Source organism: Paenarthrobacter histidinolovorans, assembly GCF_014647595.1.
Lineage (GTDB): Bacteria > Actinomycetota > Actinomycetes > Actinomycetales > Micrococcaceae > Arthrobacter > Arthrobacter histidinolovorans.
This window is the reverse complement of the sequence record NZ_BMPM01000005.1, coordinates 1-15,297: the sequence shown is the minus strand read 5'-3', so window position 1 is coordinate 15,297 and position 15,297 is coordinate 1. Positions and strand designations below refer to the sequence as shown.

The 15,297-nt window shown below is 63.5% G+C and carries 15 protein-coding genes; 14 read left to right on the top strand and 1 reads right to left on the bottom strand.

The genetic code is table 11. The annotated features are described in order from the left end of the window. Window positions 1-45: 45 nt before the first annotated feature. The 3 genes from tilS to IEY62_RS12710 all read left to right on the top strand — a co-directional run bounded on the left by tilS (window position 46) and on the right by IEY62_RS12710 (window position 2,673). A complete protein-coding gene (tilS, locus tag IEY62_RS12720) occupies window positions 46-1,116 on the top strand; it encodes a tRNA lysidine(34) synthetase TilS (RefSeq protein ID WP_189018957.1) in 1,071 nt (356 codons plus the stop codon). A 31-nt stretch (window positions 1,117-1,147) separates the two neighbouring features. Further along, entirely contained in the window at window positions 1,148-1,699 is a 552-nt protein-coding gene (hpt, locus tag IEY62_RS12715; RefSeq protein ID WP_011772910.1) for a hypoxanthine phosphoribosyltransferase, read from the top strand. Window positions 1,700-1,830: 131 nt separating this feature from the next. Next, window positions 1,831-2,673: a hypothetical protein gene (locus IEY62_RS12710; RefSeq protein WP_189018383.1), complete on the top strand. Its 843-nt coding sequence runs from the start codon at window positions 1,831-1,833 to the stop codon at window positions 2,671-2,673. A 14-nt stretch (window positions 2,674-2,687) separates the two neighbouring features. Here the strand turns inward: IEY62_RS12710 and IEY62_RS12705 are convergent, their stop codons facing one another. Continuing rightward, window positions 2,688-3,665: a type IV toxin-antitoxin system AbiEi family antitoxin domain-containing protein gene (locus IEY62_RS12705; protein WP_189018380.1), complete on the bottom strand. Its 978-nt coding sequence runs from the start codon at window positions 3,663-3,665 to the stop codon at window positions 2,688-2,690. Between the two features lie 523 nt (window positions 3,666-4,188). Between IEY62_RS12705 and ftsH the strand changes: the two genes are divergently transcribed. The 11 genes from ftsH to IEY62_RS12650 all read left to right on the top strand — a co-directional run bounded on the left by ftsH (window position 4,189) and on the right by IEY62_RS12650 (window position 14,701). Next, on the top strand, window positions 4,189-6,258 hold the full coding sequence (gene ftsH, locus IEY62_RS12700; RefSeq protein WP_189018377.1) for an ATP-dependent zinc metalloprotease FtsH: 2,070 nt from the start codon (window positions 4,189-4,191) through the stop codon (window positions 6,256-6,258). A 10-nt stretch (window positions 6,259-6,268) separates the two neighbouring features. Further along, window positions 6,269-6,901 (top strand): GTP cyclohydrolase I FolE, encoded by a 633-nt coding sequence (gene folE / locus IEY62_RS12695; RefSeq protein WP_189018374.1) that lies wholly within the window; start codon window positions 6,269-6,271, stop codon window positions 6,899-6,901. Window positions 6,902-6,907: 6 nt separating this feature from the next. Continuing rightward, window positions 6,908-7,813, top strand: coding sequence for a dihydropteroate synthase (gene folP / locus IEY62_RS12690; protein WP_189018371.1), 906 nt, complete (start codon window positions 6,908-6,910; stop codon window positions 7,811-7,813). Window positions 7,814-7,825: 12 nt separating this feature from the next. Next, entirely contained in the window at window positions 7,826-8,185 is a 360-nt protein-coding gene (folB, locus tag IEY62_RS12685; RefSeq protein ID WP_189018368.1) for a dihydroneopterin aldolase, read from the top strand. Continuing rightward, on the top strand, window positions 8,182-8,721 hold the full coding sequence (gene folK, locus IEY62_RS12680) for a 2-amino-4-hydroxy-6-hydroxymethyldihydropteridine diphosphokinase (RefSeq protein WP_189018365.1): 540 nt from the start codon (window positions 8,182-8,184) through the stop codon (window positions 8,719-8,721). The genes folB and folK overlap by 4 nt, the downstream gene beginning before the upstream one ends. Window positions 8,722-8,723: 2 nt before the next feature. Continuing rightward, window positions 8,724-9,245 (top strand): DUF3180 domain-containing protein, encoded by a 522-nt coding sequence (locus IEY62_RS12675; RefSeq protein WP_189018362.1) that lies wholly within the window; start codon window positions 8,724-8,726, stop codon window positions 9,243-9,245. Beyond that, entirely contained in the window at window positions 9,226-9,738 is a 513-nt protein-coding gene (locus tag IEY62_RS12670) for a PH domain-containing protein (protein ID WP_189018359.1), read from the top strand. Before IEY62_RS12675 ends, IEY62_RS12670 begins: the two co-directional genes overlap by 20 nt. Beyond that, window positions 9,735-11,279, top strand: a complete 1,545-nt coding sequence (locus tag IEY62_RS12665; protein WP_229785269.1) for a PH domain-containing protein — start codon at window positions 9,735-9,737, stop codon at window positions 11,277-11,279. The genes IEY62_RS12670 and IEY62_RS12665 overlap by 4 nt, the downstream gene beginning before the upstream one ends. After that, entirely contained in the window at window positions 11,272-12,180 is a 909-nt protein-coding gene (locus IEY62_RS12660; RefSeq protein WP_189018356.1) for a Rossmann-like and DUF2520 domain-containing protein, read from the top strand. Before IEY62_RS12665 ends, IEY62_RS12660 begins: the two co-directional genes overlap by 8 nt. A 5-nt stretch (window positions 12,181-12,185) precedes the next feature. Further along, a complete protein-coding gene (gene panC / locus IEY62_RS12655) occupies window positions 12,186-13,088 on the top strand; it encodes a pantoate--beta-alanine ligase (RefSeq protein WP_189018353.1) in 903 nt (300 codons plus the stop codon). A 104-nt stretch (window positions 13,089-13,192) separates the two neighbouring features. Then, window positions 13,193-14,701 (top strand): DHA2 family efflux MFS transporter permease subunit, encoded by a 1,509-nt coding sequence (locus tag IEY62_RS12650; protein ID WP_189018349.1) that lies wholly within the window; start codon window positions 13,193-13,195, stop codon window positions 14,699-14,701. The last annotated feature ends 596 nt before the right edge of the window (window positions 14,702-15,297 follow it).

Genomic DNA, 15,297 nt, shown 5'->3' with positions numbered 1-15,297 from the left:
CGCCCGGGCCGGTTGGCGCCCGTCGTCGGCAAGGCACGGAAACAGTTGCAGAACGCCCTCGCCGCCGCCGGCTACCCATCGCGGGTGCTCGTGGCCTGTAGCGGAGGCCCGGATTCACTGGCGCTCGCAGCCATCGCAGCCTATTTCGGACGACGCGGCCACGTGGACGGACATCGGGTGTCCGTTGCCGGCGTCGTGGTTGATCACCAGCTGCAGGACGGTTCAGCGCAAGTAGCTGCCAGGGCGGCATCGGTGTTGCGTGAGCTGGGGCTTTCTCCTGTGGAAGTGCGGACAGTGGACGTCGCGGCTACCGGGTATGGGCCCGAGGCCGCAGCCCGGGACGCCCGCCATGCGGCCCTTGAGTCCGCTGCCGATGATCTTGGATGTGATGCGATCCTGCTCGGCCATACTCTGGACGACCAGGCCGAACAGGTGCTCCTGGGCCTGGCCCGGGGTTCCGGGACGCGCTCCTTGGCGGGCATGCGCCCTGCCCGGGGCCGGCTTCTCCGCCCGTTCCTCGGTCTGCGCCGCCAGGAAACAGAGGAGATCTGCGACGTCGAGGAACTGGACCCCTGGCACGATCCGAGCAACGCCGATCCCGCCTATGCCCGGTCCAGGACGCGCGTGGAGGTCATGCCGGTTCTGGAGGAAAAGCTCGGGCCCGGGGTGGCTGAATCCCTGGCCCGGACTGCGGCCATCCTTCAGCAGGATGCGGATTTCCTCGAGGATTTGGCGAACGAGACCTATCTCTCACTCGTCCAGCGGGAGGAGGGCGGCGTCTGGTTGCCGGAGGACGCTGTCCGCGGACTTCCCCCGGCGCTAAGGTTCCGGGTCATCGCCAAGGCTGCAGCCGACGTCGGGGGTCAACAACCCGGGTACGGGCGGCTCCAAGCGGCGGAAGCGCTGCTGCGCAGGCAAGGGTCCGCCGGGCCCGTGCAGCTTCCCGGCCACGTCAGCGTTTCACGTCTTTCCCTCAGTGATCTGGCGCAGGAAAGGACCGTTTCCACAGGTGCTCCGGCGGCGGATGCGACCGGTGATTCGGCCAACGCCGGTCCCCGCGAAGCCGCGCGCTGTGGGAAGCTAGTATTCCGGCATCAGAAACCGTCCCAGCAGTAGCCGCACCCGAGCATCAAAACAGGAGCCATTGGTGGATTCAAACGACGTCCAGGCAGATCTCAAGCACGTTCTTTACACCAAAGAGCAGATCCAAACGCGTATCGCGGAACTCGCGGCGCAGATCGACAAGGACTACGAAGGCCGCGACATCCTCATTGTCGGTGTCCTCAAGGGTGCCGTCATGGTCATGGCTGACCTTGCCCGTGCACTGCACAGCCACGTCAGCATGGACTGGATGGCTGTCTCGTCCTATGGCTCGGGCACCCAGTCTTCCGGTGTCGTGCGGATCCTCAAGGACCTCGACACCGACCTCATGGGCAAAGACGTGCTCATCGTCGAGGACATCATCGATTCCGGCCTCACTCTTTCCTGGCTGAAGTCCAACCTTGAATCCCGCGGTACCGCCAGCGTCGAAATCTGCACCGCTTTCCGCAAGCCGACCGCCGCCAAGGTGGAAATCGATGTGAAGTACGTCGGTTACGACATTCCCAACGAGTTCGTTGTCGGTTACGGCCTGGACTACGCCGAGAAGTACCGCAACCTCGACTTCGTGGGAACCCTGGCCCCGCACGTTTACGAGTAACCACCCGCTTTCGCTTCGCCGCGCCCCTTTTCTCCCTCCGCACCTGTAACACCCGGTGCAGATGGCGGGAAGTGGTGCGGCGATGCTGCTTAAGCCTGCCGGCGCCCCCGTGGCCGGGGCTAAACTAAACCATGACCGGTGCTTCTGCCCGTCTTCTGACGTGGCTTGCCGTCATGGCAACGCTCCTCACAGCCTGCACACCCACCGTTGACGTCCCAGGAACCGATGGTGGCCAGCCAGCTGCGACCTCCTCCGCCTTGCCAACTGCAGGCAGCGTTGCCACGGCCCCGTCGACGAAGGCTTCGCCAACTGCGGCGCCTGTGCCTCCGGCTCCGGCCGTGCCTGCGGCGCCGGCCCCACCTCCTGCGATTCCGCAGCCGTTCGCGTTCAACCTTTACCAGGCGGGTGACTTCGTACCGCAGTACACCTTTGACTGGTGCGTTGCGGCGAGCGTCCAGATGACCCACAACCTCATCGATGACACGGGCGGGGCTTCCTGGACTGACTCTGTCCAGCAGGGTCAGCTGTGGGAGATGGCCAGAGCCAGGTCGTCCGATTCTTTCAACGGTGCCAACCCCTACGGCTGGGCGCAGGTTCTGACCGAGTCAGGAATGGGACCCTACACAGTGGTGAGCGTCGGAGATTATGACGGCGCCCTGCAAACGGCAGCGCGTGCCATGGCAGTTACCGGACGACCCGTTGGCCTGGTCATGTGGAGCGGCCGCCACGCGTGGGTCATGAGCGGGTTCGAATCGATGGGGGATCCCGCGCTGTTCCCGGAGTTCAAAGTGACGGGGATCCACGTCATGGATCCGCTCTACCCGTACGGCAGCGGTCAGTGGGGACCATCCCCCGAGCCCAACAGCCTGCTCAGCCCGCAACAGCTGGCGACGCAGTTCGTGGTCCGGGAGCCCCGGCGCTGGAGCAGCGGGTTGCCGACAGGTTACTTATTGGTGCTTCCGGTAGCGGCCTGAGCCAACTGGGTGCCTTACGCCGCACGCAGGGAGCGAAGACCGCCGTCGTTCAAAATACGTGCGAACACGCGAGGGTTCATCATGTCGGACCAATCCCATCGAACAACGGTAAGGCCCAGTGCCCGCAGGCCATTTTCACGGGCCTTTTCCGCCATGACCGCCTGCTGGATGGTCTGGTTTCCACGCAACCCGTGTCGCAGATATTTTCCTTGCCCATCGAATTCGCCAACCAGATTGAGTTCCGGCCACCAAAAATCAGTACGGGCAGTTCGTCCGTTTCCCAACGTAAAAGAGCCTTGAAGGCTGGGCACGGGGAAGTTGAGCAAGATCATTTGTGCCCGGCTCATGGATTCCCCCACTGATTCGGATTTGTCTGAGGACAGATCCAGAATCGATTCGGCTCGTCGCTTCCGTGAAAAGCTGGTGAGAGCGGAGGCGGCGTCAGCCAGTTCGTCCACTCTCGCCGGCGGACCCCATGCCTTGTGCTTGTTCCAATTATCAGCTTCAAGTGCGTCGCCCCACCTTTGGTTGCGTCGGCTGGAGTCCACAACGGCCAGGGCTTCAGCAAAGTTCAGGGTGGCCGCCAGTTCCATTGTGGTGCGGACCTTGTCTGTGACGGGGAAGGCACCAAGTCGGGCTACCCCGGAATCAAGGGACCCCAAGCTTCTGCGGATCCCGTGCTTTGACCTGCCGCCTCTTGGGTCATCAGTGACAGTGCACAAGCGCTTCGGCACGCCCACTATGCCGAGCCCCCAAAGGAGTGCGGCGGTCTGCGCGTTGAAGAGGGGCGGTGTCTTGGCCGCATTGACCAGAGCAGCCGCCTGAAGACCGTGCCGTTGGCGCTCGTTCAATTCCGCCCAATAGGCAGAGCGAACGTATGCGCCTCGTCGGACCCGGACAAGCCCGCCACGCTTGACCTGCTTCGCGAGGTGGCGCGCGTCCTGCCCAATACGCGTCACATCTGAAGCAAGGATGAGTTCTGGATTGGCCATAGGTTCCACGTTTCCCGTTCTTGTGCAACGTCGAAAGCGCCAGCCATTGCTATGTGGAAAAGCAGAGCTATGTGGAGAAGCATCATCGAGACGGCGCGGAAGAAATCAAGGTGGTGCCCTGCTGACTGTCCTTACCGGGACGACCCTGCACTCAGGACCGCACCCGTTTCCGCCGAGCGCACCCGTTCCTCGACATGCCCGCACCCGTTTCCGCCGAGCGCACCCGTGGTTACGCCTGCGGATGGTGCGAACGGGTGCGCCGGGGGCGGGGACGGCTGCGGATGGTGCGAACGGGTGCACCGGACACCGAGGCACATGAGCCGCCCCCGACAGTCAAGAGCAAAAACCCTGTCCCCGCGAGCCCACCGCGAGTATCCTGTGTACGCCCAGAGGGAACTTTTGGACTTTCCAGTGCGTGAATTACTGGGAACGGTGTATAGCTTGAAACCGAAGCAGCACCACTCGCGCGCAGAAGTTGCGCCTTGCAGCACTACCAGGAGGGACGGGGCAAAACCCCGATCAGATGAAAGCTAAGAGTTTCTTCAAGGGCCCGGGCATCTGGATTGTTGTCGTCGTTGGCTTGCTCCTGGTGGCATTCGCAACACTGGCTCCGGGCGGTTCCACACGCATTGACACCAAGGACGGCCTGGATCTCCTGTCGCAAAGCGGCAAGGTTGAGCAGGCCAAGATTTTCGACGCCGAGAACCGCGTCGACCTGGTGCTCAAGGACAATCTGAACCTGGATGGCCAGGACAAGGGCAAGAACGTCCAGTTCTTCTACGTCACGGACCGTGGTCCGGACGTCGTGAAGGCTGTCACCAACGCCAACCCGGACAAGGGCTTCACGGACCAGCCAGTCGAGAACAACTGGTTCTCCGGCCTGTTCTCGCTCCTTATCCCGGTGCTGTTGCTCGGTGTGCTGTTCTGGTTCCTGCTGTCCCGCATGCAGGGCGGCGGCTCCAAGGTGATGCAGTTCGGCAAGTCCAAGGCCAAGCTGGTCAACAAGGACATGCCCCAGGTGACGTTCTCTGACGTTGCCGGTGCTGACGAGGCCGTGGAAGAGCTCCAGGAAATCAAGGAATTCCTCCAGGAACCTGCGAAGTTCCAGGCGGTTGGTGCCAAGATCCCCAAGGGTGTGCTGCTCTACGGCCCTCCAGGTACCGGTAAGACGCTGCTTGCCCGTGCTGTTGCCGGCGAAGCCGGTGTTCCGTTCTTCTCCATCTCCGGTTCGGACTTCGTTGAAATGTTCGTCGGTGTGGGTGCTTCACGTGTCCGCGACCTCTTCGAGCAGGCCAAGGCCAGCTCCCCGGCCATCATCTTCGTGGACGAGATCGACGCCGTCGGCCGTCACCGCGGTGCCGGCATCGGCGGCGGAAACGACGAGCGTGAGCAGACCCTGAACCAACTCCTCGTGGAGATGGATGGCTTCGACGTCAAGACCAACGTCATTCTCATCGCGGCGACCAACCGTCCGGACGTCCTGGACCCCGCGCTGCTGCGCCCGGGCCGTTTTGACCGGCAGATCACCGTGGAAGCCCCGGACATGATCGGCCGCGAACAGATCCTCAACGTCCACGCCAAGGGCAAGCCCATGGCCCCCGGCATCGACCTCAGGGCCGTTGCCAAGAAGACCCCCGGTTACACAGGTGCTGACCTGGCCAACGTTTTGAACGAGGCCGCACTGTTGACTGCCCGTTCAAATGCCAACCTCATTGACGACCGTGCCCTGGACGAGGCAATCGACCGCGTCATGGCCGGCCCGCAGAAGCGCAGCCGCGTCATGAAGGAACTTGAGCGCAAGATCACCGCCTACCACGAAGGCGGCCACGCCCTGGTGGCGGCAGCACTGCGGAATTCCGCGCCGGTCACCAAGATCACCATCCTTCCCCGTGGCCGTGCACTCGGCTACACCATGGTGATCCCCGAGGACGACAAGTACTCGGTCACGCGCAATGAACTGCTGGACCAGATGGCCTACGCCATGGGTGGTCGCGTCGCCGAGGAAATCGTGTTCCACGACCCCTCCACCGGTGCCTCCAATGACATCGAGAAGGCCACGTCCACGGCCCGGAAGATGGTGACGCAGTACGGCATGAGCGAACGCGTTGGTGCCGTGAAGCTGGGACAGGGCGGCGGCGAGCCGTTCCTCGGCCGCGATGCCGCACAGGAGCGCAACTTCTCGGACCAGATTGCCTACGTCGTGGATGAGGAAGTTCGTCGCCTGATCGATCAGGCACACGACGAGGCCTACGCCATCCTCACCGAGAACCGGGACGTCCTGGACCGTCTGGCACTGGAACTCCTGGAGCGGGAAACCCTTAACCAGGCCGAGATTGCCGAGATCTTCCACGACATCCGGAAGCGCGATTTCCGCGAGATCTGGTTGTCCAAGGAATCCCGGCCCGTCCAGTCCATTCCGCCGGTGGAAAGCCGTGCCGAGAAGGCCGAGCGGGAAGCCCAGGAGGAGGCCAAGAAGGCTCGCCTGGACGAACCGTTGGACACCGTAGCTCCGCACGCACAGGGCGTCAGCAGCCAGGATTCCTTCCAGGCCCCGCAGCCCGACGGCGGCAACGACCACCCGCATCACGGCTAAGCTTTCTGCTGTGACTCATTTCGACGACGACGACCTCGCCGCCGCCCACGGCTCCGCCCCGGGCTCCAAGGAACACTCCAAAGTGGACCGTCCGCGTATTGAAGCGGCGGTCCGTGAGATCCTGCTGGCGATTGGTGAAGACCCTGACCGTGGCGGCCTGCAGGACACGCCAAAGCGCGTGGCCAAGGCCTATGCGGAGGTGTTTGCAGGCCTCCATCAGCATCCGGCTGATGTCCTGTCCACCACTTTCGACCTTGACCATGAAGAGCTTGTCCTGGTTAAGGACATTCCCTTCTACTCAACGTGCGAACACCACCTGGTGCCGTTCCACGGAGTGGCGCACGTCGGCTATATTCCGTCACATGACGGCAAGGTGACGGGCCTGAGCAAGCTGGCGCGGCTGGTGGATATCTATGCGCGCAGGCCCCAGGTGCAGGAGCGCCTCACCACGCAGATCGTGGAGGCACTCGTGAAGCACCTCAACCCGCGCGGGGCGATTGTCGTCGTCGAATGTGAACACATGTGTATGTCCATGCGTGGCATCCGCAAGCCCGGCGCGAAGACCGTCACCAGCGCGGTGCGCGGTCAACTCCATGACCCGGCCACCCGCGCCGAGGCCATGAGCCTCATCATCGGAAGGTAAGCATTTATGGACTCCCTCGCTGCAGCACCCGGAACCGGCCCGGCCACAAGCCCCCTGCCGGTTCTCCGCAAGCCGCGGCCCGCGGCCAGGTTCGAGGACCTGCCGACGGACCGAACGCTCGTCATGGGAATCCTCAACGTCACCCCGGATTCCTTCAGCGACGGCGGCACGCACCGCACGCCGGACACAGCCATTGCGCTGGGCCTGCGGATGTTCTACGCCGGCGCCGACATCATCGACGTCGGCGGGGAGTCCACCCGTTCGGGTGCGGAACCTGTTTCCCCCGAGGAAGAGCAGCGCCGCGTGCTCCCAGTGATCCAGGCACTGGTGAAGGCCGGCGCGCTGGTCAGCATCGACACCATGCACACCTCCACGGCAGCCGCCGCTGTTGAGGCCGGTGCCGCCATCATCAACGATGTTTCGGGCCTGACCATCGAGCCTGACATGCCGGAGCTCGTGGCCCGCACCAAGGTTCCGTACATCCTCACCCACCGCCGGGGCGACGCCCTGACCATGGACAGCCTGACGGATTACAACAACGTCACCGAAGACGTCGTGGCTGAGCTCAGCGGCGTCCGCGACAAGCTGTATGCCGCAGGCGTGGCCCCGGAGCAGATCATCGTGGATCCCGGCGTTGGGTTCTCCAAGAACGAGAACCAGAACTGGGAACTGCTGAAGAACCTGGACCAGCTGTTCGTCCTGGGCCACAAGGTGATGGTGGCCGCTTCACGCAAGCGCTTCCTTGGCTCGCTCCTCACCGTGGCAGGCAAGTCCGCAGCTCCCTTGGAACGTGATGCGGCCACGGCTGCCATCACCGCTCTGAGTGCTGCCAAGGGCGCCTGGGCTGTCCGCGTCCACGACGTCGGCCCCAGCCTTGACGCCGTCAAGGTTGCCGCCCGTATTGCCCGCTGATTGGATAACGCTGTGGACAGGATTACGCTGACCGGCGTCACCGCCGTCGGTTATCACGGAGTGTTCGATTTCGAGCGCCGTGACGGCCAGCCCTTCGTAGTGGATGCCGTGCTCCACACGGATTTCACCAAGGCTGCCGAGACCGACGACCTGCAGTACACAGCGCATTACGGCGAAGTCGCCGAGCTGATTACCAAGCACATCGAAGGCGAGCCCCTGAACCTCATTGAGGGCCTGGCGGTCAGGATCGCCGAGGCCATCCTTGCGAACTACAGCGTGGCCGCCGTCGACGTCACCGTCCACAAGCCCAAGGCGCCCATTGAGGTGCCGTTCGGCGATGTGACTGTCAGCGTCCACCGGGAGCGGTCATGAGCTCCGGCTATACCAAGGCCATCCTGGCGTTGGGCAGCAATCTGGGGGAGCGTAACGACACCCTGTCCACTGCTGTTGCGGACCTGGTTGATCCGCCGGAGGTCCGTCTCCTGGGGGTTTCTCCGGTGGTGCAGACCAAGGCCGTGGGCGGGCCCGAAGGCCAGCCTGATTTCCTGAACATGGTCATGGCGGTTGAGACCACGCTCACTCCCTTGGAGCTCCTCAAGCATTGTCACGACGTCGAACAGAAGCATCACCGTACCCGTGAAGTGCGCTGGGGTCCCAGGACGCTGGACGTGGACATCATCGTTTTCGGTGACCTGGTAAGCGACGATCCCGTCCTCACCATCCCGCATCCCAGGGCTGCCGAGCGGGCTTTCGTGCTCTACCCCTGGTCTCTGCTTGAACCACACGCCCAACTGAACGGCCGCAGCGTGGCTGAACTGGCTGCCGTCGCAGCCGACATGCCGGACATCCGCAGGTTTGACGGCTTTGGCGACGTCGCCGGTGTACCAGCCACAGGGGCGGTGGAGTAGCCATGAAAGCCATGCGCCCGGTTGTTTTGGTGCTCATCGCCGTCATTGCTGCCGTCGTCGGTTGGCTGGCCACTGTCACTACCAACCGCTTCAGCATGCCCACTCCTGTCCTGCCAACGTCCGCGTTGATCACCATGGGTGTCATCGCCGGGCTCACGCTCATCATGGGCGTGCGGGTCCTGCGTTGGCGCAATGGCAAGAAGAAGAACATGCTGAATCCGATTCTTGCTGCCAGGACCCTGATCCTTGCCCAGGCGTGTGCTTACGCTGGAACGCTGCTCCTTGGCTGGCATGCGGGTATTGCCGTGGACCTCCTGCGGATCGGCACGTTGCGCAGCGGTGAAGGCATTTTGTGGAATGCCCTGCTCATGGGTGGCGGCGGCGTGGTGATGGTGGTTGTGGGGCTGGTCGTCGAGCGTTTTTGCCGGATCCCGCCGGAGGACATCGACGGCGGCTCCGCTGGTCCTGAAACCCGCCGGGGCGAGACCAAAGGCGAAGGCGAATATGCCTACCGAGGCGATTGATCCTCCCGGCGTCCAGTGGCTCCGGGTTTCCCCCAAGTACGTCACTGTCCGCCTGGTGGAGTGGGCCATCGGAAATGTGCTCCTGGTCGCCGTCCTAAGCCTGCCACTTGTCTTCGTGCTCCTGGGGTGGTGGCGTTGGCCGCCGTTGTGGCTGGCCATTGCTGTTCCTGCGGTGATGCTGCTTCTTGCCCTATGGCGACTGGCCCTCATTCCGCGCCAGGTGCGTGCCATCGGATATGCCGAACGCGATGATGATCTGCTCATCCGCCGGGGCATCTTCTTCCAGCGGACCATGGTGGTCCCGTACGGCCGCATGCAATACGTTGACGTGGCTGTTGGACCGGTTGAGCGCAGCCTGGGGCTGTGCACGCTGAAACTGCACACGGCTTCCACCGGGACAAATGCCCAGCTCCCGGGCCTTCCCGCCCAGGAAGGCGCCCGCTTGCGCGAACAGCTTTCGGCCCGCGGAGAAGCCAGGCTGGCCGGGCTGTGAGCCCGGTAGACCCAGCAGTGGCGTTACCGGACAAGGCCGTCGACGGCGGCTGGAAGCGGGTCCATCCTGCCTCGCCTTTCGTGCGCGGCTGGGTGGCGTTGGCCGCCGTCGGGTTCTTCTTCAGCCGGGACGCTTTCGAGCGCATGTTGCAAGGCCGGGATTTTGTGGATCCGAACCTCACCGGCAGGGTGCCATGGCTTCTGGCCGGTGGCGCCGTGGTGCTGCTCCTGACGGTCGGCGGCTTCATCCTCAGTTGGTATTTCACGCGTTACCAGGTGGCCGAAGGTTTTGTCCGGGTGAACACTGGTTTCCTGTTCAAGCAACAGCGGCAGGCACGCCTGGACCGCGTTCAAGCCATCGACATCGTCCAGCCGCTTCTGGCGCGGATTTTCGGTCTCGCTGAACTCAAGTTTGAAGTGGCCGACGCCGGCGAGTCGGCCGTGAGGCTGGCTTACCTTCCCATCGACCAGGCCAAGCAGCTGCGCGCCAGCATTCTCGCCCAGGCGGCCGGCGTGGTCAGCGAGCCCGGCTCAACGGAAGAAATCCGGGAAGCCCCGGAGCACGTGGTGCTGTCCGTGCCTCCAGGGCGCCTTCTCGGATCCCTGCTCCTGAGCGAGCAAACGGTGGGGATCCTCATCGGCGCCGCAGTGGTGGTTTCCACGTCTGTCCTCCTGGAGAACACCGCGATCTTCCTGGCGCTTATCCCCGGCATCCTGGGTATTGGGGCCTCGTACTGGAGTGCCTTCAACAAGGGCTATAACTTCACGGCTGCCATTTCCCCGGACGGAATCCGGCTTCGCTACGGCCTGCTGGACACTCAGGCGCAAACCTTGCCCCCGGGCCGTATCCAGGCCGTGATGGTGAGGCAGCCGCCCATCTGGAGGCTTTTCGGTTGGTACCGGATGCACGTCAACGTGGCCGGCTACGGCGCTGCGGGGAATTCCGACGGCGCTGCCCGCACCATGTTGCTCCCCGTGGGGTTGAAATCCGATGTCCTGCGGATGATGTCCTTGGTGTTGCCGGATCCCGGGGTGGACGAACCCGCGGCGGTCTTCAATGCCGGGTTGGAGGGACTCGCGCCGGCGGGCCACGTCCCGGCCGGCACTGATGGATTTGTCACAACGCCCCGCCGGGCACGGTTGCTGGCGCCGTTGGGCTGGCGTCGCAATGGTTTTCTGGCTACCGGCACCGCTCTGCTGATCCGCTCCGGCCGATGGTGGCGCACCTTGGTGATGGTGCCGCACCAGCGGACCCAGTCCATGGCGTTGCACCAGGGGCCGCTGGCACGGCGCTTTGCTGTGGCTGATCTGGTCCTCCACACCACAGCGGGCCCAGTGCTTCCGCGCGTGTTCCAAGCCGGGGTGACCGAGGCTGTGGAGCTTTTCGACCAGCAGGCGGCCCGCGCCCGGGAGGCACGCAAGCGGCAGACCAGCGAGCAATGGCTGGCGCAGGTGGCGCCGCAAGCTCCGGAAGTCGCTGCAGCGGCAGCGCAAACAGAAGAACCCCAAACACCCAACCAGGAGGACCGCCACGATGGCTAAGCCAGGACGACTCGGAGTCGGAATCGTAGGTGCAGGCAAAGTGGGTGCCGTCCTGGGTGCGGCTTTGCGCGCGGCCGAGCACGCCGTCGTCGGGGTTTCTGCGGTGTCCGAGGCGAGCCGTGAGCGGGCCGAAAACCTCCTGCCCGGCGTTCCGATTCTTGAAATCCAGGACATCGTGGAGCGTTCCGAGCTGGTGCTGTTGGCGGTACCGGACGACTCCTTGGGTGAATTGGTGACCGGGCTTGCCAAACTGGGGGCCTGGCAGCCGGGCCAGCTGGTGGCACATACATCGGGCCGGTTCGGCGTCGGAATCCTGAATCCGGTGCGGGCCGCGGGCGCGATTCCGCTGGCCCTTCACCCGGCCATGACGTTCACGGGCATGAGCCTGGACCTGACCCGCCTCATGGACTGCACCTTTGGCGTCACGGCCGACGCGGCGATGCTGCCGATCGCCCAGGCCCTGGTGGTGGAGATGGGCGCAGAGCCTGTGGCGATCGCCGAAGCCGACCGTACCCTCTATCACGCAGCCCTTGCGCACAGCTCGAACCATATGGTCACTTTGGTGGCGCAGGCCTCGCAAATGCTGCGGGAAATCGGCGTTGAGACACCCGAATCCATGCTCGGTCCGCTGCTGCGCGCGACACTTGAAAATGCCCTCGCGTCGGGCGAATCCGCGCTGACCGGCCCGGTGGCCCGCGGAGATGTGGGTACTGTTTCGGCGCACGCCCAGGCGTTGAAGGAATACGACGGCGGTGCGGGCGGCGATGTCCTCGCGGCCTACCAGGCAATGGCCCGGGCCACTGCCCGCAGGGCAGGAAACCGTGGACTGCTGCGCCCGGAACAATTGACGGATATCGACCAGGCTTTGGACGCAGACCCCAAAGCGCCGGAAGGAAACTGAACAGCATGGCCATCAAACTCGTCACCACGGCACCGGAATTGCGTGCCGAAAGCGCCCGGCTTCTCGCTGAAAAACGAGGAAGCTCGCAGGGCCTGGTTCCCACCATGGGCGCCCTGCACCAGGGCCATGCCGCCCTGGCCCGGGCCGCGGTGGCGGAGAACGATGTTGTGGTAGCCACGATTTTCGTTAACCCGCTGCAGTTCGGTGATGCCGTGGACCTGGACCGTTACCCCCGCACGCTGGACGCTGATATGGCCCTTCTTGATGCCGAAGGCGTGGACCTCGTTTTCGCGCCGTCCGTTGAGGAGGTCTACCCGGGCGGACAACCGTTGGTGCGGGTGACATCCGGCCCGCTGGGCGATAAGTGGGAAGGCGCCTCGCGTCCCGGGCATTTCGACGGCGCCCTGACCGTGGTTGCCAAGCTGCTGCACTACGGGCTCCCCGGGGGTGCCGCCCCGCACGGGACGACGGCGGCCTACCGGGCTTACTTCGGACAGAAGGACGCACAGCAGTTGGCGCTGGTGAAGCGGATGGTCTCGGACCTGAACTTCCCCGTGGAGATTGTTCCCGTGCCGATTGTCCGGGGTGAGGACGGATTGGCCCTTTCAAGCCGCAACCGGTTCCTCTCGGACGAGGAGCACGAGGCCGCATTGGTGTTGTCGCGGGCTTTGCGCCTCATTGAGTCCCGCGCAAACGCCCACGAACCGCTCGACCTCGATTCCGCCGTCGCGCTTGTTCAGTCCCAGCCACTGGTGGAGCTGGACTATTTCGACGTCGTCGATCCCGCTACCTTGGAACCACTGGCCGAAAACTGCAAGGAAACACCGTTCCGGGGCGAAGGGCTGGCGATCATCGCCGCCAAGGTTGGTCCTGTGCGGCTCATCGATAACGCCCCATTGTTCTCCTAAGGTTTGATTTTTTCTGGTGACGGGAATTGGCCGGGCGTTTAGACTGTTTTAGTCTTTACCGGCACTGATTGCCGGACACCAAATCCAAACCTTGGGGAACCCTCATGTCTACCGACGTCACGTCTGACGCAAACGGCAAGCCCGAATCCGGCGCTTCCGGAGCAGCCGCCACAGCAGGGACAACGTCCACGCAGGCGGCGCCCCAGGGGCACGCCGCGCAGGCCTCTGGAAAGATGTCGCGTGAGTCGGTGACGGTCATCATCACCTTGCTGGTGGCGACCTTCGTGGTGATCCTCAACGAAACCATCATGAACGTTGCCCTGCAGCGCCTCATGACGGATCTTCAGGTGAGTGCTTCCACGGTGCAGTGGCTTGCCACCGGGTTCATGCTCACCATGGCAGTGGTCATCCCCACCACGGGTTTCATCCTGCAGCGCATGAGTACCCGTGGCGCGTTCATGCTGGCCATGGGACTGTTCAGTGGTGGCACGTTGCTGGCCGCTCTGGCTCCGGGATTCCTGGTGCTGTTGCTGGCACGCATCGTCCAGGCCGGCGGAACGGCCATTATGCTGCCGCTGCTGATGACCACCATCCTCACCCTGGTGCCCATGTCCAAGCGCGGTGCCGTCATGGGCAACGTGAGCATTGCCATTTCAGTAGCGCCCGCGATGGGGCCGACAGTCTCCGGCATCATTCTGGACAATTTCTCGTGGCGTTTCATGTTTGTGTTTGTGCTGCCGGTCGCCTTGGCCGCTTTCGCCATCGGCGCCAAGTACCTCACGAACGTGGGGGAGCGGGAGAAGACAACCCTTGATGTCACCTCGGTGATCCTTACGGTTCCGGCTTTCGGTGGACTGGTCTACGGCCTGAGCCAGATCGGTGGTTCGAACGCCGGGGTTGTTCCGGTGATCGCGCTGGTGGTTGGGCTTCTGTGCCTGGCGCTGTTTGTCTTCCGCCAGCTCAAGCTCCAGAAATCGGATGCTCCGCTGCTGGATCTTCGCGCCTTCAAGTTCCGCATGTTTACGGTGTCCACGCTGTTGATGGTGGTGGCAATGATGGCGCTGTTTGGCGGAGTCATTCTGCTTCCTCTGTACCTGCAGAACACCCTGCACTTGCAGCCCCTGGAAACCGGTCTGGCCTTGTTGCCTGGTGGTTTAGCCATGGGCCTGCTGGGTCCCGTCATTGGCAGGATCTTCGACAAGGTGGGCCCTCTGCCCCTGACCCTGTCCGGTTCGGTCCTGATGGTGCTGACCTTGTGGCAGTTCTCCCGGCTTGACGAGGGCAGTGCGCTTGGGTGGGTGATTGCGCTCCACGTGGCCTTGAGCTTCGGCTTGGCGCTGCTGTTCACACCGGCATTCACCACGGGGTTGAACCCGCTTCCGCCGCACCTCTACTCGCACGGTTCGGCGATCATCAGCACGGCCCAGCAGGTCTCCGGTGCGGCCGGCACCGCGCTGCTCGTGTCCATCTACGCTGTGGTTTCCGCTTCGTCGGGTCTTGTGGCCGGCATGCAGGCAGCCTTCCTGGCCGCCACCGTTATCGCTCTTGTTGCCGTGGTGCTCAGTGCCATGATGCGGAAGACCGAAGGTGCGGGAGGCCACGGAGGCCACTGACCCTAGCTCACATCCCGCGGGTTTGGGCGCGACGCTTGCTCGCTTCTTCAACGCTCTCTCACTTTGGTGGGGGAGCGTTGTTGTTTGGGTTGGGGTTGGGTGCTCGTTCAGGTTGGCGGGGTGTTCGACGGCGGTGGTTGGGTTAGGTGGCGGGTTGTGATGGGGTTCACGGTCTGGGTTTTGGTGGGTTTGGGGGTGTTTTGGTGGGTTGGTGGTGGTGTTTGGGTTGTGTTTGCGGGGTTTTTGGGTGGTGTTGGGGTGGATTTGGTGTGGGGGTGGGGCGCGTGTAGAGTTATTCGAGTCGCCGCCGCTGATGCGGAAAGATAGCGACCGACTCCCTTTCAAATTGCCGGTTCCGGTTGTGCTTTTGTGTGCTTCTGGTTGGTGGGGGAGGCCCGGGGTTTGGTTTGCTTTGAGCGGCCGGTTCGGGTAAGTTTGGAAAGTTGCTCCGGAGCGATCCTGGACCCCGTGTGGGTGTGGGTGGTGCTGGTTAGTGTCTGTTGTTTGAGAACTCAATAGTGTGCCAAGTTTGTTGATACCGATTGTTTTTTGATTGGTTGAAATTATGGCTGGATCATTGCGCACCCCCGTGTGTG